Source organism: Anaerocolumna sp. MB42-C2, assembly GCF_030913705.1.
Taxonomy (GTDB): domain Bacteria; phylum Bacillota; class Clostridia; order Lachnospirales; family Lachnospiraceae; genus Anaerocolumna.
This window is the reverse complement of record NZ_CP133190.1, coordinates 3,190,007-3,212,686: the sequence shown is the minus strand read 5'-3', so window position 1 is coordinate 3,212,686 and position 22,680 is coordinate 3,190,007. Positions and strand designations below refer to the sequence as shown.

Here is a 22,680-nt window from a genome sequence, read left to right as displayed (position 1 = left end):
CACAAGGAAAACCTGAAAAACCGGAGATGATCTTAGGATGATTTCTCCGGCTTTCTTTAACTGTGTCAAACCGTTATTATTTAAAGGTAGCACACATCCACTTATAAAATTTATCTTTCTCTTCAAGCTGGGGATAATGGGCGGATTGTTCAAAAGGAACAAATTCTTTTTTATCAGCCTGAATAAGATCAAAATAATTTTTAGCCGCTTTATTTGAAGTCATATAATCGTATTTGCCCATAACAAAATAACAAGGTATATCAAGTTTTGTTACTTTAGAAGATAAAGGGTTGTTTAATAGTTCCTTAAATAAATATTTTTCTTATTTCTCTATTACGGTACATAAGTATGCTTGTAATAAAACCGGAAACACCGGTGATTAAAAACATAACCGCCATTCCGCTTCCCTGCCCATAACCTACTAATTTATGTAATAATAAAACAAGTTTATGATCAGAATGCATAAATGGTTCGAATACATAATCGGCCAGATAACCTCCCAATAAAATCCCAATCGGTATGGTGCAATATTGGATTGCGTTCTTAGCAGCAAATACGCGTCCCTGTATTTCTTTCGGAATGGTATGATACATAATAAGACTCTGCCCTGCACTGATGAATGAAATGGGTACACTAGCTGCAAAGGCTGCAATACACCAGACGAATACATTCTGCCCTAAACCCATTAATAAGTCACCGAAAAGAAAGGAAAGGGCAGCTGAATAATAAATCAGTTTTATATTATCCCAATGAAATTTCTTAAAAGTAATAATAAGTCCTCCGATTATTCCGCCGGTGCCTAATATCCCGTTAACAAATCCAAGTACTTTTTCATCACCGCCGCTTCTGGCCAGAATCATAGGAGTTAAAATATTTTCATAGGTCAGACGTGAGAAAAAGTTTAAAAAAGCCATACTTATAATGATATACCATATCCCTTTGTGATTAATAAGAAATAACAGACCCTCTTTACAATCCAGTATAATATTAGAATGTTTATCTTTTGATTTTCCCAGTTCTTCGGGTAACGGTATCAACAGCATTAAGGTGACAAATGCAATTAGAAACGTAAGCAAATCGATGAATATGATTCCAATTAATCCCAAAAAAGAATAAATAAATGCAGCAAATACAGGGGTAAATACCGTAAGCAGGGAATCTGAAAAAGAATTCATGCCGCTGACCTTAACGTATTTTTCCTTTGGAACTATCATTCCAACCGCAATTGCCTGAGCAGGTGATTCAATGGAATTCATAGTTCCAATCACACTGTTTACAAGGTAAATGTGCCATATTTCAAGACGATTCAAAACTGCAAGTACCAAAACAACCAGGGAACAGATGGCAGCTATGAAATCTGATATTACCATAATCGATTTTTTCTTATGGTTATCTATAAAAGCTCCTGCAAATATACTTACGGTGACATATGGTAAATACGAAAAAAATGACATTAATGATACCGAAACAGCAGAATTCGTCTGTTTATACGCCCATATGATCAGGGCATAACCTGTCATGGAACTTCCTAGTTGGGATAGGGCACCACTGAGCCAAAAAATGGTATATGAATTTATGTTTTTATCTTTCATTGGTTTTCTCCTTTAAAGTTATTAGATTAACTAAAAAGTGCAAAACCCAATGAGGACGATAATTTATTTAATACTCTGTACAGGTTTCGTCCTTTCATTAGACCTTGCACAGAGAAAAGCATTCAAATCTATCACTAAATGACATAACATATAAATCTCCTCTTTTTATAATGGGTTACCGTAAGGCAGGTACGCCCTTAATCAGTTCCAGTAAATCCTCAAAACCGCCCTGTTTAAACTGGGAGATATCCTCCTTATCGGTACAGATTAAACAATCTTTAAGCAGGAAAGTATCCATACCAAGATTAGCAGCGCACATATCCTCTTTTACATCGTTGCCTACCATAATACATTCTTTCGGTGATTTATCAATAATCGTAAGTATTTCCTTATAATAATTCAAGTTCGGCTTGCAGAATTTAGAATTCTCATACGTGGTTATGTGTGCAAAATCTTTTACGTCAAGACCTGCCCAGCCAATACGGGAATAAGTTGCGATCTGCGGAAAAATTGGATTGGTTGCAAGTACAACAGTGTATCCTTTCTTTTTTAAGAGCTGAATACAATCCTTGGCAATCGGGTTTGTTCCGGTAGTGATTTTAGCGCTGTTAAACTCATTCTTGTAAAACTCCTCAAATACAGGTTCCAGTTGTCTTATCTCTTCCCCTAATAATTCACTGAAAGTATTCCAGAAACGCTGGTCATTTGTCATGGTTCCATCATTCTGAATCATTGCATTTGTTCCGGTCCAAACAGCTTTTACCAGTTTTTTAATATCTATGCCGTAAGGAATCAATTTCCCTGACAGTGCCTTAAAATAAGCATCTAAAAATAGTTCCTGGCTTGGCATGGGTAATAATGTGCCATCTAAATCAAATATAAAAGTATTCATTATTTCGTCCCCTTCGATTCATATATTAGTAATTGTTAAATCTACATGGTATATCACCCGGTTATATAATCATTGAATCACCATATTATGGTATAAAATATTATTTCTTCTCATATTATCAAAACAACTGGCATAAATCAACCTATTTCAATATTCTTAAACTACAATACAATAATATAAGTTATAAAATATAAGTGTAATTTATTTAGCTTAAGGCAAATGAATGACAGTATCGAAGGATAATCAAATCTAGATAATCTGTACCTTTTTTGCGACAAGATCAAGAATTCTTGTCCTGGTATCAGATTTTGCAATATAAACAGGTTCACCGTCAGAGTCAATACAATAAGAGATTGGGATGGATATGCCGCAATTCTGATAGGAGCCATCTGCATGGCTTGTCCCCATAATAATTGTCTTATAGGTCCTGGCTATAGTTTTGGCTTCCTCTATCCACAGATCAAATTGTTCTTCGCTGAACATACCAACGCCTATAGGATGAACTATCAAGTCTAGTACTTTGTTAACTTTTTTTAGATCCCGGGCTCCTTTAAGAATTTCCATACAAAGCAGGTAGCCGATTTCAATACTATCACAGAGAACCGATAACGGGGTAATTAATTCTATCTTTTCATCGGGGGGTGTTTTGGCTCTGTCTAATATTATATTACCTTTGTGATCAATGATAACTGCACGGTCTTTATTCGCTTTTCTATATGATGTAATGATTTGTTTATTATTCTTTTTTGCCAGGGTACGGGTTTCGACCAGTTCATCTTCATTGCATAAGTAACCCTCCGGGAAGAGCAGCAAATCAATATCCGGATTTCTTTTTATTTCAGCTTCAAGTTGTGAGATTCCATTTTCATGTACCGGCTGTGCGATTAATATCTTCATAGGAACTCCTTATCTGTCCGCCTAAGCAGATTTATATTATGATTTATTCAGAATATATTCGTTATTCCAACCGTTTCAATACTCCGAGACAGGGAGTAAAATAGATGATATAATTCTTATATTCCACGAAAGTTCCGTATTTGTTTTTATATGCATCCAAAGCATCTTTTAAATAATCTTCCGTAATATCCAGAAATTCGGCCATGGTATATAAACTGGTACAGCCTGCTTCATAACACTTAATAATTCCCTCTAGGCCAACCTGAATATCATAAGAGACCAAACGGGCCCGGTATTCCTGTTTTCTATTATTTTCAATTGTTTGATCTAAAATATTGCCGGCTGAGGTTAAATGGTGTCCGATTTCTTCCGCCAGGACACAACTTTTTTCTTTTGCTGATAAATGCTTATCGATTGCAATACAACCGTCGATATATAACCCTTTTAGTCCCTCAACTTCATATAAATCCATCTCTTTAACAAACAGATTATCGTGCTGCTTCTGTAAGTCTTCGTATGTCATTTACATCTCCCCTTTTAACTTAATGTTTATTATTTCTTGCTGCCAGTAGCAGCTGTTTATATTCTTCTATTTTGGAAAGCTCCTCAGCCGTCCAGTTTTCGTTATCCTCTTTGTGAGCTGCAATGGTGGGTACAGGCTGGATTTCTTCCCATCCCATAAGATAGGAGGGGGAGCATTGAAAGACTTCTGCTAATTTTGTTATGGTTTCATGTTTCACATTTTTTATTTCTCCGCTTTCATAGCGTTGCATCGTTGCTTCCTTTACGCCCAATTGGTTAGCTACTTCCAGTAAAGTCATTCCTAATGTTAATCTTCTCTCCTTTATCCGCTCTTGTAATACCGACATAATCACCAGCTCCTGTTTCTATTTATTTAGGTTTTATCCGGATAACCTATGAACCTGCTCATTTAAAATAATATTATAGAATGAAAGCCTAGTAAACACATAATCCAGACCCCATGACCAATATGTTTGACTCATAGCTTGAGTGCTTATAACTACATTTACATAAGTAAAATATAACACTAACTTTCGCGAAATGCAATATTTTAAAAAATAATTTAAAAAACTTACGTAATACGTATTGACAAATTTACAAGACGGTGTTATTATTGACTTACACGATACGTAAGAAATCAAAATTACTATTCGATTTATAATTATTTGTAAGTAAAACAGATATGCAAAAAAGATTGAAGACACATGTATTATGTGCAAGAATTTGGTGTTGAGCTTAAATATATAATGATATTTGATTTGAAATTTAAGCAGAGACTAATTTTTTTTTACTTCGATACTTACGTAAAAGGTAAGAACAAGTGATAATGCCATTATCTGGCATAGGGGATAAACGGTCAATGAAATTTAAGGGGTGGGCAATAGACTGTAAAAACATCGGTTACATTAAGCTTACGGTATAACGTTAAGATAATGTAATAAATATAAATCGTCATTTTGGTATTTCTGACGTTAACTATAAAGACAAATAACTTGGACAAAACCATGTAAAAAATGTATTTGAAAGTGAGGATAAGTTGAAAAAAAGTTTTGACATCCTTAGTTATACGTGTGCAAGACGCACAGATGGGAGTTTATATGAATAAAGAACAATTCATAAAACTGGGTTTTACGGAAGAGATGGCTCAAAAAGCAATGGACATTTTAAAGGAAGAGTTAAAAGGATTTATTCCAAAGTCCAGATTCGATCAAATTAATACGGTTAAGAAAGAGTTGGAAAAGAAGCTGGCTATTTTAGAAATTCAAATTGCTGAATTAAATACCAGTAAATTTACCAATACAGAACTTGAGATAATCATGAAAGACTTATGGAATACCAATGCAGCCATTCGAGCAGAACAGGAAGCTATCATAAAGGATATCTTAATTCAGCTTGCGATTCGTTCAAAACTGACTCAGGTAAAGTATGCAGATCTATTAATCGGTAAGTTTGACAAATCCAAACTGACTATCACTCCGGATGGTACCGTAGCAGGTATTGAAGAGCAATTGGAGGAAATAAAACGTTCGTATGAGGGGTTATTTTATTTATAACAGATTAAGATTTAATGATCTAAAAGATAGTTTAAATAGAAAGAAGGGGGCAGGCAAACAATGATTGATAGGATAAAAGAAGCAATTGTAAACAGGTTATCAGAACTTTATCCGGATATAATTGTATATGATGAAGACCTGCCGGCAGATTACCCGAAACCGGCATTATTAATCAATGTTAAAAGTCTGAATTATACGAGTTTGCTTCAGGGTAACTTTAAGAACCAGATTAACTTTGATATTACTTATTACAGCAATTTATCTGATACAGTGAAAGGGGATTGCCTGAATATCGGACAGGCTTTGCTTACCGGCTTTGATCTTAATAATTACCGGATAAAAAATAAGAGAGCAGAAACCATTGATAACGTGCTGCATTTTACTTTCGAGATCCAATACACCGTGCGGAAAGAAGAAGCTGCTATCAAGATGCAGAAGCAGGAATTAAACACTAATTTATAGAGGAGGATTATTATGGCAGGAATATGGAACAATCAAAACAAAATATTACCGGGTGCATATATTAATTTTTTAACCAATGCGCCCTTATCCATCACACCGGGGGACAGAGGGATTGTACTTTTATTACAGGAGTTGAGTGTAGGAACAGCCGGTGACTTATATACGGTTACCGTAGGAGATAATACATATCCGGAGGGGGTAACGGCTGAGGATACATTTCTGGCAGGGGAGGCTTTAAAAGGTGCACAAACCGTAAAAGTATATAACCTGGGAAAAGACCATGATGCAGATACGGTTGAAGCTGCCTTAACAGCGATTAAAACCGTCGAATTTGACGTATTGGTATATCCCTATGACGGGACAGGTTATGAAACCAATAAAGCTTTGATTGCAAACTGGATCAAAGTTATGACTGATACAGAGGGCAAAGGAATCCAGGGTGTATTTGCTAACTATAAAGGAGATTATGAAGGAGTAATTAATGTTACCCAGGGAGTTAAATTATCCGATGGTAAAGTGCTGACTCCGGCAAAAACTACAGCATGGGTAGCAGGGATTACAGCAGGGGCCAATATTAACAAATCCAATACAGGAAAAAAATATCAGAGTGCCATTGATATTGTACCCCGTAAAACAAAAGCGGAAATGGAAGCAGCTATTACAGCGGGTGAATTTATTTTCAAGGTGGACAGTGCACAAAATGTTACAGCCGTCTATGATATTAATTCCCTGACTACCATATCTGATACAAAAGGTAAGCCATTTACCAAAAACAGAGTGATCAGAACCCTTTACGGCATCAATAATGATATTACGGAAATATTTGAATCCAACTTTGTCGGTCAGTTAAGTAACAATGAAGAGGGAAGATCCCAGTTAAGGGCAACGATTGTTGAATATTTTAATGAACTTCAGAGAATGGGTGCTATTAAGGATTTTACGGCAGAAGATGTCACCATTTCTCAGGGTATCGATTCGGATGCCGTAGTGATTGACTGTTATATTAAACCCGTTGACAGCATAGAAAAAATGTACATTACAGTAAAATTATCCTAAGGAGGCAGATAAAATATGTCAGACAACTATTTGAAATTAGCGGATACCATTTCTTCAAAAGAGGGAACCGCCTTTATTACCATTGACGGAAAGTACAGAGAGTTATTTGAGATATCCACTTTAAAGGCACAGATTGATTTAACCGTACAGGCCAGAAGAATGTTAGGACACCGTATGACCCAGCACAAGGTAGTGGGAGCTGAGGGAACCGGAAGTATGACCATGTATTTTATGAATTCCGAAATGTTACAGGTTGCCTTTAATTATCTTAAGGGAGGGGATTTCAGCAATATTACCATAACGGTAAAAAATGAAGATCCTCAGTCTTCCATTGGTAAACAGGAAGTCACCTTGAGTAATGTAGTGTTAAAAACCATACCGGTTACTACTCTGGACGATCAATCTGATGATCCGATTACCATTGATACGGACTTTACTTTTGATGATATAACCGGTTTAAGCAGCTTTAAATTACCGGAAAATTATAGATATAGATAAGGAAGCCTTAATACTGTTTAGATGCAGGTTAAATTAATAGGTCTGATAGGGAGCTTAAGACATCAACAGTTCCTTATCAGACCAGTAACATACAAAGGCATTTGAATGGTATATACAAATTCAGAAAAGTTTCGTTTGCAATTACCTAATAATAACTAAATTGAAAGGAGAACTATTATGAGTTCATTAAAAGCATTTTTAAACCCGGTTCAAGTAGAAAATCAGGAGATCGTTATTTCTAACCGTTTTATGGAGGAGGGAAAAGCTGTTCCCTTTATTATCCGCCCCATTACCCAAAAAGAAAATGAGCAGCTCATTAAGAAATATACCAAAAAAGATAAAAAAGGTACAGAAACCTTTAACCGTACCGAATATGTACAAGCTCTGACAGCCAGTGCCGTAGTATTTCCCAATCTTTCTGATGTAAAACTTCAGGATAAATACGGACTTGGCGAAACGGAAACTCTTAAAAATATGCTTCTTGTAGGAGAATATGCAACCTTAGCCCAGGCAGTACAGTCTTTAAGCGGTCTTGATACGGATGTTAACGAGGATATTGAAGAAGCAAAAAACGAATAAAGCAGGGTGATGCAGAGTTTAATCTTGCGCACTTTGCACTCCAAAAACTGCATATCCTACCCTCCGTACTGGATGCCATGAGCCAAAGAGAAAAAGCATTCATCTACGCCAGCATCTCGGTGCGGGTTGAGGAGGAGAAAAGGCAGGCTGATAAATTAAAGACGAAAGGAGGCAGGAGAAGATAATGGCAGATATAAGTGCGGTTTTTGTATCAATTAATATGTATTCCAGTACTTTGGATAAATTAATTAAGAAAACAGATGAAGCTGTTGATAAGTTGATTAAGGTTACCGGTAACACTAAAAAAGCAGTTGATAATATGAAAACGGCCAGTCTTATCGCAGATAAGGCAGCTGCTAAAATGCAAAAGTCAACAAATGGTTTAAATAATATGGTAAATAAAATGACCAAAGTTGGGACATCAACTGAAAAAATAACCGATAAGTTACAAACTGCAGGAGCAGCAACAGGGAAAATAGTGAATAAGATCCAGGGAGCGGCAAGTTCAATAGGTAAAACAGGCGATAAATTGGAAAAAGCAAGTGATAATACCAAAATTGCTACAGAAAACTTTTTTAAGGCAAGTGATGCGGTGGACCAACTCAATGGCAAGTTGGACGATTCAAAAGATAGTGCTGAGTCGGCAGGTGGTGGCTTAGGTAAACTTTTTGGTTCTGTTTTTAACTTGGATAATATGCAAAAAGGTATGCAATTTGTTGATAACATGGCCAAAACAAAAACAAAGCTTGGGTTGATCACTGATAAAGGTCAGTCTTCGGATGAACTGCAAAATAAAATATTTGCAGCAGCGGGAAACTCCCGAGGTTCTTTTGCAGACATGGCCGGATCAGTTACCAAACTGGAATCTACCACTGGGGATTTATTCAAGACTAATGATGAAACCATAGCATTTACAGAATTGGCACAAAGGTCATTTGTAGCCGGTGGAGGAAGCAATGAGGAACGTTCTGCTTCCATGGATCAGCTTACGGATTCCATGGCCGGTGATGGGTTAAAAGGTGATTCCTTGACTTCTCTGGCACAGACAGCCCCTGCAATTGTAGATGCAATATCGAGTTATACAGGCAAAACAGGCAATGACTTAAAAGCATTGGCTGATCAGGGTGGAATTACGGCTGATGTTATAAAAAATTCCATGTTTGCAGCCAGTGATCAAATAAATAACAGCTTTGCTGAAGCGCCTATGACTTTTGAAGATATATGGACTAGGATTCAAGATGCCGGATTGCAGGCTTTTACCGGAATTATGGAGAAAATAACAGAATTCATTAGTAATCCGGAATTTGGTCAGTTTATTAACGGGTTGGTCATTGGAATTGATACGCTGGTTGATGGAATTTCATGGTTGATTGGTTTGATTGCTAATGGATGGAGTGTTATTGGTCCTATACTGGCAGTGATAGGAACTGTACTCTTAATTCAGATGATAGCAGGATTATGGGCTATGGTCCCGCCGGTTATTGCACAGGCGGTAGCCTGGATGATTGCATCGTTACCGTTATTGATATTTATAGGTTTAATCGCGTTGGCAGTTATGGCGGCTATTAATATGGGGGTATCTTTTGAAGATATCTTTGGATTTATAGGAGGCCTTATAGGAGGTCTTGGTACGGTATTTAATAATATATTTGTTTTTATATGGAATTTAGTGGCTGACTTTGTTAATTTTTTTGGTAATGCATTTAATAATGCAACACTAGGTATCAGGAAAACATTTTTAGATCTAGCTATAGCAGTATTAAATATAGTTGAAGGTATGGTGCACAGTATTGAAAGCTTAATTAATCGAATTCCCGGAGTTGAAATCAATATAAGTGATGGTATTGCCAATTATAAAAATAAATTAATAGAACAGACTAAAAATTTAAAGACAGAAGCAGATTATAAGAAGTTTATTGATAACAAGGATTATAAAGACGTTGGAGAAGGTATAGATAATGGAGCGAATAAAGCAAAAAGCATATTTGATAAAGCTAAAAATGGCTTCGGTTCCTTACCAGATGGCTCTTATACCCCATATTCCGGCAAAGATAATGGAGTACTTCCTGAAGGAAAATTTCCAGCCGATCCCTCCCAGCCATTCAACCCAAGCAGCCCTATGCCGGTGGAAGGAACCGGCCCTGACGGTTCGATGAATGTTGAAATGCCGGATGATGATCTAGGCTATTTAAGATCAATAGCTGAACGGGATTATATAGCTAATGTTGCAACGAATTCCCTTGCACCAAACATATCTGTTCAGTTTGGAGATGTACATGAAAATGCAGATGCCAATAAAGTAGCGGGACGAATTCGTGAAATTTTACAAAATGAAATTGCAATGGCAAGTGAGGGGGTATATTAATGTACGCAGTTTTTTTTGATGATGGCAATACCACCTACAGGCTGCCGACCAATCCGGAGGAAATTGAAGTTTCAACTACGCAGGCTGTCCAAAAATATGAGATTTTAAAGCTTGGACAGATTGCTGTTCCTACTCATATGGAATTAATGCAGTATAGTTTTGAATGCGAATTTCCTCTTAAACAATATAGTTATGTAGAAATGAATGATGGTAACCAGAAAATAAAATCAAGTGGAATAGCTTCAGTGAATACAGAAGAGAAAGAAAATCAGATATTATTGGGTAATTGGGATAGTAACCCCAAGTTTTTAACATCCGGATTCTATATAAACTTATTTTCAGATTGGCGGAAGAAAATGGTGCCGGTTCGATTTATAGCCGGCAGGGTATTTGATAACGAGAGAGTATATAATGACAGCATAAATACAAAAGTATTGATGGAGGACTTAACAATAACGGAAAAGGCCGGAGAAGAGGGAGATAAGTACATTTCCTTTAAGCTTTTGGAATATCGGGATTTTAGTAAGAAAACACCGGATGATGTGAATCCTAAAACCGGTAAAACCCAAAAAATAACTTCAGACGGCAAAAACCCCAAAAGCAAAGGAACTTATGTGGTTCAATCCGGTGACTGCCTATGGGCAATTGCTAAAAAATATTATGGGGATGGTTCTAAATACACTAAAATATTTAATGCCAATAAAGATAAGATCAAAAACCCGTCCCTTATCTATCCCGGACAGAAGCTGGTGATACCATGATGCAATTTTTGGTAAATGTGGATCATAAATTTTATGAAATCAGTGAGCTGGTAACAAAAATATCCTACGAAGATAACTTAAACGACGGATGCAGCAAGCTGGAATTTTCTTATATTAATAAAGACCTTGATATTAAAAACGGTAGCAACGTCAGGTTTACCTATAATGAAACAAATATATTCCAGGGTTTTGTATTTAAGATAAGCCGCAGTAAAGGAAATGAAATCAGTGTAACTGCTTATGACCAGTTAAGATATTGTAAAGCGAAAGATACCCTTGTATTAAAAGGTGATACGGTTGCTACCATAGTGAATAAAATGTGTAATTATTTTAAACTGCAAAAAGGTCACATAACAGATACAAAATACATACTTTCTACCGGGGTGCAGGAGGATAAGACCTGGCTGGATATTATCTATTCTGCGATCAGTGATACTTTATTAAATAAAGGAAAATGGTATGTACTGCGGGATGAATTCGGAAGCATTGCCCTAAGGGAAATCAGAGAATTGGATACGGATTTAATATTGGGAGATTACAGCTTATGTTATGACTATAAATTCGATAAATCTATTGATGATGAATTCTATAATATGATAAAGCTGGTTTCCAAAGATGAAGAAACAAAAAAAGCAGATGTCACCTTAATCAAAGATGATACATCTATTGGAAAGTATGGAGCATTACAATATTATGAAGATATTGATAAAAAATACAATGCTGCCCAGGTCAAGGAAAAAGCGGATAACCTTTTAAAGCTCTATAACCGTGAGAAAGAAACCATAAGCCTGGATTGCCTGGGAGATACGAGAATAAGAGCCGGGTCAACTTTTTACTGTTATATAAAGGATATTAACTACAATAACAGATTAATTGTAAAAAGTGTTTCCCATGACTTTTTGCCAAACCATACTATGAGTCTGGAGGTAATGAATGATACAGGAAATTAAACGAATCGTTGATAATTATTTAAATAATGCAAAATTATGCAGCATCATTCTTGGAACAGTTACATCCGACGGGATTCAAATCAGTGATAAGCTAACCATACCGGATGAGTTGATTATTGGCAACTTAAAACTTACGGTAAGCTCAGGAGATAAAGTCCGGTTAATCAGGAACCATGGCGGGCAGCAGTATTACATTCTGGAGGTGATAAAGTGATACCGGAATTAAGAATACCTGCTTCTCTAACCTTATCAACGGAAGATGAACAAAGCAGAACGTATCAGTTGTCTGAAAATAGTATTCAGGGATATGTTACAGATGCAGAAGCATTAAGACAAGCAATTTATAAAATTTTAAATACAGAAAAATATGAATACCCCATTTATAGCTTTAACTATGGGATAGAACTGAATAGCTTGATAGGTAAAGACCGTACCTATGTAAAAATAGAACTTATGCGCCGGATTAAAGAATGTCTTTTGGAGGATGAACGGATAATCGGTGTGAATAATTTTAATTTCACGGAAACTGGGGATGAACTTTATTGTACTTTTAATGTCACCAGTATCTTTGGAGAAATGCTTATTACAAGGGAGGTGAATTACTAAGTGTTTGAAGAAATGACATATGAGACTATTTTAGATGATATGTTAAGTCGTGTTACAAATGACGTGGACAAGCGGGAGGGCAGTGTTATCTATGATGCGCTGGCACCTTGTGCTTATCAGCTGGCACAAAATTATTTTAACCTGAATAATTTTATTGATCTGGTATCAGGGGATACGGCAGTGGGAATTTACCTGGACCGGATCGTAGCAGATTATGGAATAACAAGAAAACCTGCAATAAAAGCTATCAGAAAGATAATAACAAACGGGGAAGTTCCTGTTGGTTCCCGGTGGGGACTTGGGGAAACGACATATAGTATTACGGATGATTTGTCCGGGAACAGTTACGTGGCACAATGCGAACAAACTGGGGAAGTCGGCAACCAATATACGGGACCCCTTCAGAGCCTTGATAATATATCGGGTGTAACGGCTTCTTTAGATGGCATTCTTAAGACAGGAGAAGAGGAAGAAACGGATGAGAATCTGCGTGCCAGGTTTTATACCCAGATACAGTCCCCAAGTACCAGCGGTAACGCAGATAATTACAAGAAATGGGCACTTGAGGTACCGGGAGTCGGTGATGCCAAGGTATATCCTCTCTGGAATGGGAACGGGACGGTAAAAGTCATTATTGTTGACAGCAACATGGCAATCGATCCCGGACTGGAACAACCGGTTTATAAATATATTGAGACGGTTCGTCCTATTGGTGCAACCGTTACCGTAACCAGCCCCGTCAGTAAGGAAATAACGGTTTCGGCTAATATAAAACCGGACGGAACCAGGCATTTTAATGAGGTAATAAATAGCTTTACCAAATCCTTTACGGAGTATCTGAAAGGAACCATATTTGAAGCTTATGTAGTTAGCTACGCAAAAATTGGAAGTATCCTGCTGACAACCGAGGGAGTATCGGATTATTCGGATTTGCTGGTTAATAACGGCGTTACGAATATATCAATTGAAGAAACGGAAACGCCCATAGCCGGTAATGTAGTGTTAACGGAGGTGTAGATTGTTTACAGTAAAGTTGAATAAAAAACAGGATAGCAGTGTTTATGTTATTGAGGAAGAGCAGCTTATAAATAATGGTAAGTACGAGGGCTTCCTTGAACATGACAATGTCAACAGGGAAACACTTAAGGTATATACAGGTTCAAGGCTCACCGGGGATGAGATTACAAATGTGATCCCCTCTGTACCGGCGGAAACACCCTGGAAGACCTACATTAAGGTAGTAACAGATGCTGATAAAATTTATATTACCTATGAGACGCCAGGGGATACCGTGGAGGCAGAGGATATTAATCACCTGCAGGAAGCTAATGAGGTTATGAGAGAGGATTTTGAAACCTATCAATTAACCGGTCACATAGATGGAGGTACATTTTAGAAAGGAGCAGATATGGCAAGAAAACAGCTTATTACAATCTATCAAGGTTTAAAAGCCAGCCTTGGTGCCGTCAGTTTACAATCTGGCGAAATGGGATTTTGCACCGATACCAGAGAGGTTTTTATCGGTGATGGAACAAATAATTACTTTGTCGGCAGAGCCTTAAGCGGTACCGAGGCGGCCAGGCCAAATGCCGGAAACCAGGGGCGGCTTTATTATGTTACATCCGGGAATAACATGGGATACCTTTATTATGATTCCGGATCAGCCTGGGTACGGATAAATGCACAGAAATTAAGCGAAATGACCGGCAGCCTGGACGATGTGGCAGACGGTACTACTTATGCAAGAGTTTTAAAGGCAGATCTGTCAAGCGGACATGTTAATAAAGTATCCGATGGCACGAATACGAAGACGGCTGCTGAGATTAAGGCTCACGTTGACGATGCATCCAAACACAGATTAATTAACGATTCCGGCACCACTGTTACAGACCTATGGAGCGCTCAGAAAATTCAGAATGAAATAGAATTGGCCAAGCATAATATTGAGCCACAGGCATCGGTGAAAGATCAGAATCTGGCAGCTCCCCCAGGTTCACCGGCGAACAGTGACCGGTATATTATTCCGGCCAGTGCATCCGGAGCATGGGCCAGTCAAACCGGAAAAATTGCTGAGTGGAATGGATCCACATGGGTTTTTTATACTCCGCAAATCGGGTGGACGTGTTATGTTGATGATGAACAGAAAGTTTATAGCTGGAATGGTAGTGCCTGGGTACGTACTGGCGGTGCCTTACAGACAATCACTGCTGGGAATGGTCTAACCGGTGGCGGCCAGGCGGACACAGTGACATTAAATGTCGGAGCCGGTAATGGAATAATGGTAGCTGCAGATACGGTATCAGCAAAAGCAGGTAAGGGTATCGTTGTAAATAGTACCGGAATTGAGGCTAACATTGATGGTGAAAGTATCATATACGATGCAGATAATAAACTGACCGTTTCTGTAATTTCCGGAGGTACATTTTAAGGAGGACGTATGGCGAGAAAAGTATTAATACAGATCATGTATGGACTTGAAATGAACATAGGCACTCTGAAGTCCGGGGAATTAGGATTTTGTACAGATACCCAAAAATTATACATAGGTACATCAACGGGCAATGTTCTTCTTGTGGCGGCACAAACAGCAGGGGACATGTTGAAATCCATCTATGATACAGATAATGATGGAATCGTGGATGCAGCGGAAAAGGTAAATGGCCATACGGTACTAAGTGATGTACCGGCGAATGCAAAATTTACGGATACCGTGTACACTCATCCAACGACTTCCGGAAATAAGCACGTCCCATCCGGAGGAGCTTCCGGTCAGATATTAAGATGGAGTGCAGATGGTACGGCTGTATGGGGAGCAGATAATAATACTACCTACTTACCAGTAACAACTTCTACAAACGGGCTTATGAGTGCGGCTGATAAGGCAAAGCTTGACGGGGTGGAGAACGGGGCAAACAAATACGTCCATCCGGGATCCGGAACAAATCCACACGGTACTACAAAAAGCGATGTAGGTTTAGGAAGTGTTGCTAATTACGGTGTAGCTACTCAGGCTGAAGCAGAAGCCGGTACTTCCGGCTCCACATATATGACACCCCTCAGAGTAAAACAGGCCATAGCAGCCAACGCTTTTGTTGGCCCGCTTACTTGGGGCCAGATGAAAGGAGAATGATATGCAGTACGGAAATGATTTATACGGACAGGCTATTTATGGCAATACCCCTAAGGACGAATCCGGATCACAAGATCATTTCGTTGACCTCATGCCTTACCTCCCGGACTTTTATCAGAACATAAAGGAAATAAAAGATTTACAGACAGTACTGGGTTACGAAGTAGGAGGGGCGATCTATAACGTCCAGAATATTTTAGAGCAGTGTTTCATAACTACTGCAACCTGGGGACTAGAACGATGGGAAAAGGTATTCGGACTGCAAACGGATAAAAGCAAATCCTACGAGCGCCGTAGAGAGATTCTCATGGCGAAGCTTAGAGGTTCCGGAACGACTACAAAAGAAATGATAAAAAATGTAGCCATGGCCTTTTCCGGTGGAGAGGTAAATATTATTGAGTATCCGGCTGATTATCAATTTGTAGTGCAGTTTGTGGGTGTAAAAGGGATACCACAGAATATGTCGGGTCTCATAAATGCCCTGGAGGAAATCAAACCTGCTCATCTTACCTATAGGTTTAAATACACTTACACAGTATGGAATCAGCTTAAAATGACTTGGGGTGATAATAGAGAAAAATCCTGGGGAGAATTAAGAATTTATGAAGGAGAGTGATACGTATGCTACAAACATCAAACTATAGCTTAAATAAACCAGAGCAGACGGATGTAGTTAATATTGATGATATTAATGGAAATATGGATATCATTGATGCAGAAATTAAGAAAGTAAACGATAACAAGGTGGAGAAAGTATCCGGAAAGGGTTTATCCAGTAACGATTATACGGCAACGGAGAAAAACAAACTAGCTGGCATTGCTGAGAAAGCGAATAATTATGTTCATCCAAGCACGCATCCGGCATCTATGATTACCGGATTGCCAAGTTCTCTTCCAGCTAACGGCGGTAATGCAGATACAGTAGATGGTAAGCATGCAACAGACTTTGTATATGCAGCAACCATTGCTACGTCTAACCTAGACACTACATATAAAGCAGGTAGGTATGGCTTTGCTACAGGTACCACTGGGGCACCTTGCTCTTATGGTGTATGTGATGTTATCGTTGGACCTTATAGTGATACATATAATGGCAGTTCGAACTGGATCTGGCAAATCGCATATAATGTAGATGCTGGCGTGTCATACATAAGGAATAAGGTAAATACCGATGCATGGTCAGCATGGACACAACTATCTGGCGCTTCACCAATATTAATTACAGGCTCAGATCTTAATGGCATAGCGGGTACAGTTCGTGTACTACCACGCGATAGTTCGATAATAAATGATCCCAATTTTGGCTATCCGTATGTCACGCAAATAACTGAATCAGTAGCATCATCCATCGGGCTAAGTTGGAATTGGTTTTATATACAATATTTTAGACATTATAATAATGATGGATTTGGAGCACAATTGGCTATTGGTCTAAACGCAGGTAACGTAATGTATATTAGAACTTCAAATAGTTTTACATGGAATAGTTGGAGAGCGATAACACCGCTCTATGGTAATTATGATATGACACCCGGTGTAACTGAATTGGCTGAGGGCAATGTGTATTATATGTATGAATAGGGGGTGTTGCTATGTCTAAGGGAGTTTATGTTGGTATTAACGGAGCAGCTAGAAAAGTTAAGAAGATATATATAGGTGTTGGTGGTGTAGCCAGAAAAGTTAAGAAGGCTTATATAGGGATAAATGGCGTAGCAAGATTAGTCTGGCAAAGTATCATACCTACCGGACAAATAATTTTTACATCAACACAAATTTGGACTGTTCCTGACGGACTTACCAATATTGACGTTTTTGTTGTAGGTGGAGGCGGTGGAGGTGGAAGTAACAATGGTGGTGGCGGTGGCTCTGGATATACCAATACACTAAAAAATTATAATGTTACACCAGGTCAACAGATAACAGTAACCATTGGCGCAGGCGGTGCGGGTGGGATTGCATATCCAGTAACAGCATCTACAAATGGCGGAACTACCTCATTTGGTAATGTATCTGTATCCGGAGGAGCTAGAGGCCCAAGTTACGCCGGACCAGGAGGTAATGGTGGATCTGGTGGCGGCGGTGCAGGTAATGGTGGATATAGTCAAGATGTTTATGATTATGGTGGTTCTGGCGGCACCAATGGTGGGAAAGGTGGAACTGGATATGATACTGCTTATCATACATTTATAAATGGTGGTACGGGACAAGGTACTACTACGAGGGCATTTGCTGAGAGTTCAAATACGCTTTACGCTGGTGGCGGCGGAGGAGGATGCGCTGATGGTACGCCTGGTATAGGTGGTGCTGGAGGCGGAGGAAATGGTGCAAATAAGATAGCTAATGCATCACCTGGTATCGCAAACACTGGTTCAGGTGGTGGCGGTGCTGGTTCTGGAAATGGTGGCTCTGGAGGTTCTGGAATTGTTATTGTCCGTTGGGCTGCACAAGGTTAAAGAAAGGAAGAAAATAGTATGTGGTGTAATCAAATATTTAGCTTAATCAATGAAGAAACAATACAGAATATTATCGTTTGTGATAACTACGAAACGGCTAATCAAATAGCAAGGGTACAGTATGGGGATGATGCATATGCAGTTGATACTACGCAATATCCGCTAAGCATCGGATGTAAACATATAAACAATATATTTTATGAGGAGGACGGCAAAACAGAAGTGTGTAAAATCCTTACAGCTGACGAAGAAGCAAATCTAGCAAAGCTAAAAACAGAAGAATTAGAAAAGAAAATGGCTGAGCAACAAGATACCATAGACATGTTAATTTTAACAAGTTTGGAGGGATAACATTGTATAATACATTATTAAGGCTGTATACATCGGATAAATTATCAGAACAAGGACTTGCAAAAGCTGTTTCCAATGGATGGATAACACCTAAGCAGTATAAAGAGATTACCGGAGATACATATACAGAATAAAAAACATGGAGGGAGGTTTCGCAAACGCCTATCTATTATCCATGAAAGAAAGGAGATAATCTTATGACATATGAAACGATTAAAAAAAATTACGACAGAAAACTATGGAGCTTAAAAATGGTTAAAACAGCGGTTGCTAAAGGAGTTATTACACCGGAACAATACCATGAAATCACCGGAGAGACTTACATAGAGTAAAATAATCATGGAGGGAGTAATCCCTCCTGTTTAATTAGGGAGGGATTTTACAGATGGCATTAGAGGAAAAACTAAGAAGTATGGAGATCTCTTTGACCAAGGTAGAAGAACGAGCGAAATCCAATACGAAAAGAATTGATGAAATAGATACCATACTGAAAGAAAACAATAATTTAATTGGGGCTATCAAAGAACTTGCTGTAGAAACCAAATATATGAGAGCGGACTTAAATGAAACGATCCAGAGATTGGCTAAACTTGAAAATAAAGAGGCTGATAAATGGGATAAGTTTAAATGGATTGCATTGGCTGGTTTAATAACTGTTTTTATAGGTTTTATAGCAACTGAAATTGGACTGCAATAAATATAACGAAACAATTATTCACAAGCTGAATCAATAAACGAAAGAAGGGAATATAATATGGATTTAACATTTTTAAATGACTATATTAACGTGGTTGTTTTAGGAATCTGCTTATGTATCGGCTATGTAATCAAAACAAGCCTGGATTTTATTGGTAATAAATACATTCCAGTAATTATGTTGATAATTGGTACAGGCATCAATATAATCGTGAATTTTCCACAGATCAATGCTACAATTATTCTGGGTGGAATGATAAGCGGACTTGCCAGTACAGGACTTTATGAAGCGATGAGAAATCTGATTAACAGAGGGGAAAAGAAGGTGGTTTAATATGCCGTATTTGGTAGCTGTAGACAGCGGACATGGTATGGAAACAGCAGGTAAGAGGACACCGCCCATACCGGAGGACTGGTTTGGCAAAAAGAAAGGTGAAAGCATTCATGAAAAAGAATTTAATAAGCCTACAGCAGAATATTTAATTAAAGCACTTAACCGGTGCGGGTTTAACACGATTAATGTCAGCCCCGGAATTACAGATGTGCCCCTGACTAACCGTTGGAGAGCTGCTAATACTGCTAAAGCGGATATCTTTGTCTCCAAACATTATAATGCCTCTACGGGTAAATGGGGCAGTGCAAATGGAATAGAGACCATTATCTCCCAATATGCAGGGACTGGCAGCAAACGACTGGCCAAATCAGTTCAAGAGGAATTAGTAAAGGCCCATAAAAGGAATGACCGGGGTGTTAAGACGGATATCCTTCAGTCCTGTATTAATATAGCAGTCTTACATAATACGATTATGCCTGCAATACTTACAGAATCCGGTTTTATGGATAACCTTACGGAAGCAAAGTCCATGCTTGATATGAATTTTCAGAAGGCGGATGCAGAAGCCACCTGCAGGGGTATCTGTAACTTTTTTGGGATCACTTATATAGAGGATTTTCCGGAACCTAAGAGAACTGTCACACGAACTTCTTCTAAAGAAGATATTAAATGGTTACAGAATAAATTAAACAAAGCTTTACACGGAGAAACTTATATTCCGTTAACCGTGGATGGTATTTATGATACAAAAACACGAATAGCAGTATTAATGCTCTGGGAATCACGCGGCTGGAAGCAGGATGGTAAAGAAGATGGCTGGTCCGTCTCTGGTGGTACCATAAAAGCATTGTCAAAGTTCTGAGTTAAGGCAGATCCGTGTTTGATGGTGAGCGTGGCAGGCAGTAACGGAGATTGTATAATTGTCTCTCTTTTAATTAACTAAAACGCACTGCCTGTCTCCCGGTTTCTACATGAAGTAACCTATAAACCGCTTTGTGCTGTTGGACTTCTGTGCTGAGTTGACGATACTCGGCACGGTTACCCTTAACCTAAAAGCATAAAATTCCTTTTCAAATCATTTGCGCCGAGGTATAATAATATTATTATGTATATTAAATATTATTAATGAGGTACTCTATTAATGAAGAATAGTTTTTTATATATGAATATTTATGATGACCTGAAGAAAAAAATCGATCAGGGTTTCTTTCGGGATGGAGACCGGATTCCGTCGGAAGAAGAACTTAAAACCAGGTTCGGAGTTAGTATGATTACCGTCAAAAAAGCTCTTAGCATGCTAAAGGAGGAAGGCTTATTACAAAGGATACCCGGAGTAGGTACTTTTGTAAAAGGACGTACTCTTAACAATGAAGAAGAGGAGAAAGAAAGTAACATACCCACCGTGAAAAAGATAGGTCTTGTAATGGAACATGTTTCAAGTTCTTTTGGTTTGGATCTGCTTTATAAGCTGGACCGTTCCCTGGAAGAAAGCGGTTATAAGATGATTACCCGTTTTTCTTATTACAGCAGTGAGAAAGAAACGGAAGAGATTGATTTCTTATTGGATTCCGGGATAGAAGGTCTAATTGTAATGCCATGCCATGGTGTTTATTATAACCCGAGAATTTTAAAGTTAATCTTAGAGGGGTTCCCTGTAGTGGTAATTGATAAAAAGATGGAGGGAATTTCAGTACCCTCTGTACGTACTGATAATAAACAGGCTATAAAAACTCTGGTGAAATATCTATGGGAACAGGGCTGCAGGAAATTAGGCTTTGCTTCATCTGAAATTGTTGGAACTTCCTCATTACAGGAGAGGAAAAGTGGATTTTATGAGGCTGCCAATGAGTTTTCTATGGAAGTCCTGCCGGAATGTGAGCTGAAGTTTGATCTGGAAATTTATAATCATTCTGCGGGGGAAGAAAACATTGAAAAGGCTGTGGCTTATTTAACTCAGTTAAAAGGTAAAATCCATGGGATTGTCTGTACGGAATATAGTCTGGTATCTGCATTTATGGAAGCGTCAAGGCGAATTCCTATAAAGGCAGGCAAAGAGATTCAGATTTGCTGTGTTGATGGCCCCGAAGATTTAGAAATTCCACACATGAAACAAAATGAAATAGAAATGGCTGATGAAATAGTAAAACTGTTAACAGCTCAGATAAACGGAACAGGTATGAATAAAGATATCTTAGTACCAGCTATATTAAAAGTACAAAAAGGATCTGAATAAGCAAAAGGATACCATTATAAAATAATATTAAAATTAAGTTCAATAAATATAAATTTAAAGCTTTGATAGGAAGCAGCATTTCCTATTAAAGCTTTTTATTATTACTGAGGGAAAGAGCTTGTTGAAAATATTCACATATAAAAATCACAAAAGTTTTCATTATTAATGTAATTTCTGTCAGTTTTTGGAATGGTTATAATTAATTTCAATATAAAGTATAATTAATTATATTTATATAATTAATTATAATAATACCAAATTATTAAACAAACTAACCATAAAGTTAATAAAAAACAAGTAAAAATATAATAAAACTATATAAAAACATGGTTAAAAATACTTATGATATTAAAAACTTTACAAAGATATTTCAATATGATAGTATCAATTTATATAGTAAAATATATTGATATATTATATTGATTATATATATTTATATTTTCGTCCTTGAAATAATAAGAAATAATCGAACCTGTCTATTTTTTGCATAGTAGTATATCTTACTTGTGCAAGTAATAGTTGCATTCAGCTGCAATTTGGGACAGCAACTAACAATTGGGAACAAAAGTATATATAATAATTCTGTTTACACATTTACAATAATTCTCAGATTTGTTATTATGACGTTACAAATTGAGCAATAAGCACAATTGTGTGTGACGTTTTCATGAAACTATAGCTATATTGCACAAAAAATGCAGTGAGTTTTTAGAAGTTTGTTATATGGGATGTATTCAAAAATATATATTC

The 22,680-nt window shown here is 37.7% G+C and carries 30 protein-coding genes; 24 read left to right on the top strand and 6 right to left on the bottom strand.

The window, feature by feature from the left end:
* Positions 1–76: 76 nt before the first annotated feature.
* The 6 genes from RBU59_RS14210 to RBU59_RS14185 all read right to left on the bottom strand — a co-directional run bounded on the left by RBU59_RS14210 (position 77) and on the right by RBU59_RS14185 (position 4,250).
* Positions 77–223, bottom strand: coding sequence for a hypothetical protein (locus RBU59_RS14210; protein ID WP_308148515.1), 147 nt, complete (start codon positions 221–223; stop codon positions 77–79).
* Between the two features lie 82 nt (positions 224–305).
* The gene (locus RBU59_RS14205; RefSeq protein WP_308148514.1) at positions 306–1,592 is read right to left on the bottom strand and encodes an MFS transporter; all 1,287 of its coding nucleotides are present in this window, start codon (positions 1,590–1,592) and stop codon (positions 306–308) included.
* A 175-nt stretch (positions 1,593–1,767) separates the two neighbouring features.
* Positions 1,768–2,484: an HAD family hydrolase gene (locus tag RBU59_RS14200; RefSeq protein WP_308148513.1), complete on the bottom strand. Its 717-nt coding sequence runs from the start codon at positions 2,482–2,484 to the stop codon at positions 1,768–1,770.
* A gap of 249 nt (positions 2,485–2,733) precedes the next feature.
* Positions 2,734–3,381, bottom strand: coding sequence for a hypothetical protein (locus RBU59_RS14195; RefSeq protein ID WP_308148512.1), 648 nt, complete (start codon positions 3,379–3,381; stop codon positions 2,734–2,736).
* Positions 3,382–3,442: 61 nt separating this feature from the next.
* Entirely contained in the window at positions 3,443–3,904 is a 462-nt protein-coding gene (locus RBU59_RS14190) for an ImmA/IrrE family metallo-endopeptidase (protein ID WP_308148511.1), read from the bottom strand.
* 19 nt (positions 3,905–3,923) lie between these two features.
* The gene (locus tag RBU59_RS14185; RefSeq protein WP_308148510.1) at positions 3,924–4,250 is read right to left on the bottom strand and encodes a helix-turn-helix domain-containing protein; all 327 of its coding nucleotides are present in this window, start codon (positions 4,248–4,250) and stop codon (positions 3,924–3,926) included.
* A 750-nt stretch (positions 4,251–5,000) separates the two neighbouring features.
* On the opposite strand from RBU59_RS14185, the gene RBU59_RS14180 reads away from it, so the two are divergent.
* The 24 genes from RBU59_RS14180 (at position 5,001) to RBU59_RS14065 (ending at position 21,930) form a co-directional block, all read left to right on the top strand.
* Entirely contained in the window at positions 5,001–5,456 is a 456-nt protein-coding gene (locus tag RBU59_RS14180) for a phage scaffolding protein (RefSeq protein WP_308148509.1), read from the top strand.
* A 60-nt stretch (positions 5,457–5,516) separates the two neighbouring features.
* Entirely contained in the window at positions 5,517–5,918 is a 402-nt protein-coding gene (locus RBU59_RS14175) for a phage tail terminator family protein (RefSeq protein ID WP_308148508.1), read from the top strand.
* Between the two features lie 12 nt (positions 5,919–5,930).
* Positions 5,931–6,974 carry a phage tail sheath C-terminal domain-containing protein gene (locus RBU59_RS14170; protein WP_308148507.1) on the top strand — a complete coding sequence of 348 codons (1,044 nt, stop codon included), beginning with the start codon at positions 5,931–5,933 and terminating at the stop codon, positions 6,972–6,974.
* Positions 6,975–6,989: 15 nt separating this feature from the next.
* A complete protein-coding gene (locus RBU59_RS14165) occupies positions 6,990–7,472 on the top strand; it encodes a phage tail tube protein (protein ID WP_308148506.1) in 483 nt (160 codons plus the stop codon).
* A 177-nt stretch (positions 7,473–7,649) separates the two neighbouring features.
* The gene (locus tag RBU59_RS14160) at positions 7,650–8,051 is read left to right on the top strand and encodes a phage tail assembly chaperone (RefSeq protein WP_308148505.1); all 402 of its coding nucleotides are present in this window, start codon (positions 7,650–7,652) and stop codon (positions 8,049–8,051) included.
* A gap of 184 nt (positions 8,052–8,235) precedes the next feature.
* Complete coding sequence (locus RBU59_RS14155) at positions 8,236–10,416, top strand: tape measure protein (protein ID WP_308148504.1); 2,181 nt, start codon at positions 8,236–8,238, stop codon at positions 10,414–10,416.
* The gene (locus tag RBU59_RS14150; RefSeq protein WP_308148503.1) at positions 10,416–11,177 is read left to right on the top strand and encodes a LysM peptidoglycan-binding domain-containing protein; all 762 of its coding nucleotides are present in this window, start codon (positions 10,416–10,418) and stop codon (positions 11,175–11,177) included. The genes RBU59_RS14155 and RBU59_RS14150 overlap by 1 nt, the downstream gene beginning before the upstream one ends.
* The gene (locus RBU59_RS14145; protein ID WP_308148502.1) at positions 11,174–12,127 is read left to right on the top strand and encodes an XkdQ/YqbQ family protein; all 954 of its coding nucleotides are present in this window, start codon (positions 11,174–11,176) and stop codon (positions 12,125–12,127) included. Before RBU59_RS14150 ends, RBU59_RS14145 begins: the two co-directional genes overlap by 4 nt.
* On the top strand, positions 12,111–12,341 hold the full coding sequence (locus RBU59_RS14140) for a DNA helicase (protein WP_308148501.1): 231 nt from the start codon (positions 12,111–12,113) through the stop codon (positions 12,339–12,341). Before RBU59_RS14145 ends, RBU59_RS14140 begins: the two co-directional genes overlap by 17 nt.
* A complete protein-coding gene (locus RBU59_RS14135; protein WP_308148500.1) occupies positions 12,338–12,733 on the top strand; it encodes a DUF2634 domain-containing protein in 396 nt (131 codons plus the stop codon). The genes RBU59_RS14140 and RBU59_RS14135 overlap by 4 nt, the downstream gene beginning before the upstream one ends.
* On the top strand, positions 12,734–13,750 hold the full coding sequence (locus tag RBU59_RS14130; RefSeq protein ID WP_308148499.1) for a baseplate J/gp47 family protein: 1,017 nt from the start codon (positions 12,734–12,736) through the stop codon (positions 13,748–13,750).
* Between the two features lies 1 nt (position 13,751).
* Positions 13,752–14,129 (top strand): phosphoglucomutase, encoded by a 378-nt coding sequence (locus RBU59_RS14125; RefSeq protein WP_308148498.1) that lies wholly within the window; start codon positions 13,752–13,754, stop codon positions 14,127–14,129.
* 12 nt (positions 14,130–14,141) lie between these two features.
* Complete coding sequence (locus RBU59_RS14120) at positions 14,142–15,161, top strand: DUF2793 domain-containing protein (RefSeq protein ID WP_308148497.1); 1,020 nt, start codon at positions 14,142–14,144, stop codon at positions 15,159–15,161.
* 9 nt (positions 15,162–15,170) lie between these two features.
* Positions 15,171–15,863, top strand: coding sequence for a phage tail protein (locus tag RBU59_RS14115; RefSeq protein ID WP_308148496.1), 693 nt, complete (start codon positions 15,171–15,173; stop codon positions 15,861–15,863).
* 1 nt (position 15,864) lies between these two features.
* Complete coding sequence (locus RBU59_RS14110; protein ID WP_308148495.1) at positions 15,865–16,479, top strand: YmfQ family protein; 615 nt, start codon at positions 15,865–15,867, stop codon at positions 16,477–16,479.
* Between the two features lie 5 nt (positions 16,480–16,484).
* Positions 16,485–17,444, top strand: coding sequence for a pyocin knob domain-containing protein (locus RBU59_RS14105; protein WP_308148494.1), 960 nt, complete (start codon positions 16,485–16,487; stop codon positions 17,442–17,444).
* 11 nt (positions 17,445–17,455) lie between these two features.
* A complete protein-coding gene (locus RBU59_RS14100; RefSeq protein ID WP_308148493.1) occupies positions 17,456–18,316 on the top strand; it encodes a glycine-rich domain-containing protein in 861 nt (286 codons plus the stop codon).
* Between the two features lie 18 nt (positions 18,317–18,334).
* The gene (locus tag RBU59_RS14095; protein ID WP_308148492.1) at positions 18,335–18,667 is read left to right on the top strand and encodes a hypothetical protein; all 333 of its coding nucleotides are present in this window, start codon (positions 18,335–18,337) and stop codon (positions 18,665–18,667) included.
* Positions 18,668–18,669: 2 nt separating this feature from the next.
* Positions 18,670–18,801 carry an XkdX family protein gene (locus tag RBU59_RS14090; protein WP_308148491.1) on the top strand — a complete coding sequence of 44 codons (132 nt, stop codon included), beginning with the start codon at positions 18,670–18,672 and terminating at the stop codon, positions 18,799–18,801.
* A 63-nt stretch (positions 18,802–18,864) separates the two neighbouring features.
* The gene (locus RBU59_RS14085; protein ID WP_308148490.1) at positions 18,865–18,999 is read left to right on the top strand and encodes an XkdX family protein; all 135 of its coding nucleotides are present in this window, start codon (positions 18,865–18,867) and stop codon (positions 18,997–18,999) included.
* A 53-nt stretch (positions 19,000–19,052) separates the two neighbouring features.
* Positions 19,053–19,364 (top strand): hypothetical protein, encoded by a 312-nt coding sequence (locus tag RBU59_RS14080; RefSeq protein WP_308148489.1) that lies wholly within the window; start codon positions 19,053–19,055, stop codon positions 19,362–19,364.
* A 57-nt stretch (positions 19,365–19,421) separates the two neighbouring features.
* Positions 19,422–19,697 (top strand): phage holin family protein, encoded by a 276-nt coding sequence (locus tag RBU59_RS14075; protein ID WP_308148488.1) that lies wholly within the window; start codon positions 19,422–19,424, stop codon positions 19,695–19,697.
* Between the two features lies 1 nt (position 19,698).
* A complete protein-coding gene (locus RBU59_RS14070) occupies positions 19,699–20,559 on the top strand; it encodes an N-acetylmuramoyl-L-alanine amidase (RefSeq protein ID WP_308148487.1) in 861 nt (286 codons plus the stop codon).
* A 279-nt stretch (positions 20,560–20,838) separates the two neighbouring features.
* Complete coding sequence (locus RBU59_RS14065; RefSeq protein WP_308148486.1) at positions 20,839–21,930, top strand: GntR family transcriptional regulator; 1,092 nt, start codon at positions 20,839–20,841, stop codon at positions 21,928–21,930.
* Positions 21,931–22,680: the final 750 nt, after the last annotated feature.

Excerpts from the sequence above, each read along its gene's own strand:
- RBU59_RS14070 (WP_308148487.1), top strand. The coding sequence starts at position 19,699 with ATGCCGTATTTGGTAGCTGTAGACAGCGGACATGGTATGGAAACAGCA.
- RBU59_RS14145 (WP_308148502.1), top strand. The coding sequence starts at position 11,174 with ATGATGCAATTTTTGGTAAATGTGGATCATAAATTTTATGAAATCAGT.
- RBU59_RS14065 (WP_308148486.1), top strand. The coding sequence starts at position 20,839 with ATGAAGAATAGTTTTTTATATATGAATATTTATGATGACCTGAAGAAA.
- RBU59_RS14100 (WP_308148493.1), top strand. The coding sequence starts at position 17,456 with ATGTCTAAGGGAGTTTATGTTGGTATTAACGGAGCAGCTAGAAAAGTT.
- RBU59_RS14140 (WP_308148501.1), top strand. The coding sequence starts at position 12,111 with ATGATACAGGAAATTAAACGAATCGTTGATAATTATTTAAATAATGCA.
- RBU59_RS14165 (WP_308148506.1), top strand. The coding sequence starts at position 6,990 with ATGTCAGACAACTATTTGAAATTAGCGGATACCATTTCTTCAAAAGAG.
- RBU59_RS14115 (WP_308148496.1), top strand. The coding sequence starts at position 15,171 with ATGGCGAGAAAAGTATTAATACAGATCATGTATGGACTTGAAATGAAC.
- RBU59_RS14175 (WP_308148508.1), top strand. The coding sequence starts at position 5,517 with ATGATTGATAGGATAAAAGAAGCAATTGTAAACAGGTTATCAGAACTT.
- RBU59_RS14205 (WP_308148514.1), bottom strand. The coding sequence starts at position 1,592 with ATGAAAGATAAAAACATAAATTCATATACCATTTTTTGGCTCAGTGGT.
- RBU59_RS14190 (WP_308148511.1), bottom strand. The coding sequence starts at position 3,904 with ATGACATACGAAGACTTACAGAAGCAGCACGATAATCTGTTTGTTAAA.
- RBU59_RS14075 (WP_308148488.1), top strand. The coding sequence starts at position 19,422 with ATGGATTTAACATTTTTAAATGACTATATTAACGTGGTTGTTTTAGGA.
- RBU59_RS14155 (WP_308148504.1), top strand. The coding sequence starts at position 8,236 with ATGGCAGATATAAGTGCGGTTTTTGTATCAATTAATATGTATTCCAGT.
- RBU59_RS14180 (WP_308148509.1), top strand. The coding sequence starts at position 5,001 with ATGAATAAAGAACAATTCATAAAACTGGGTTTTACGGAAGAGATGGCT.
- RBU59_RS14185 (WP_308148510.1), bottom strand. The coding sequence starts at position 4,250 with ATGTCGGTATTACAAGAGCGGATAAAGGAGAGAAGATTAACATTAGGA.
- RBU59_RS14170 (WP_308148507.1), top strand. The coding sequence starts at position 5,931 with ATGGCAGGAATATGGAACAATCAAAACAAAATATTACCGGGTGCATAT.
- RBU59_RS14085 (WP_308148490.1), top strand. The coding sequence starts at position 18,865 with ATGACATATGAAACGATTAAAAAAAATTACGACAGAAAACTATGGAGC.
- RBU59_RS14150 (WP_308148503.1), top strand. The coding sequence starts at position 10,416 with ATGTACGCAGTTTTTTTTGATGATGGCAATACCACCTACAGGCTGCCG.
- RBU59_RS14105 (WP_308148494.1), top strand. The coding sequence starts at position 16,485 with ATGCTACAAACATCAAACTATAGCTTAAATAAACCAGAGCAGACGGAT.
- RBU59_RS14210 (WP_308148515.1), bottom strand. The coding sequence starts at position 223 with ATGACTTCAAATAAAGCGGCTAAAAATTATTTTGATCTTATTCAGGCT.
- RBU59_RS14095 (WP_308148492.1), top strand. The coding sequence starts at position 18,335 with ATGTGGTGTAATCAAATATTTAGCTTAATCAATGAAGAAACAATACAG.
- RBU59_RS14200 (WP_308148513.1), bottom strand. The coding sequence starts at position 2,484 with ATGAATACTTTTATATTTGATTTAGATGGCACATTATTACCCATGCCA.
- RBU59_RS14120 (WP_308148497.1), top strand. The coding sequence starts at position 14,142 with ATGGCAAGAAAACAGCTTATTACAATCTATCAAGGTTTAAAAGCCAGC.
- RBU59_RS14080 (WP_308148489.1), top strand. The coding sequence starts at position 19,053 with ATGGCATTAGAGGAAAAACTAAGAAGTATGGAGATCTCTTTGACCAAG.
- RBU59_RS14160 (WP_308148505.1), top strand. The coding sequence starts at position 7,650 with ATGAGTTCATTAAAAGCATTTTTAAACCCGGTTCAAGTAGAAAATCAG.
- RBU59_RS14110 (WP_308148495.1), top strand. The coding sequence starts at position 15,865 with ATGCAGTACGGAAATGATTTATACGGACAGGCTATTTATGGCAATACC.
- RBU59_RS14195 (WP_308148512.1), bottom strand. The coding sequence starts at position 3,381 with ATGAAGATATTAATCGCACAGCCGGTACATGAAAATGGAATCTCACAA.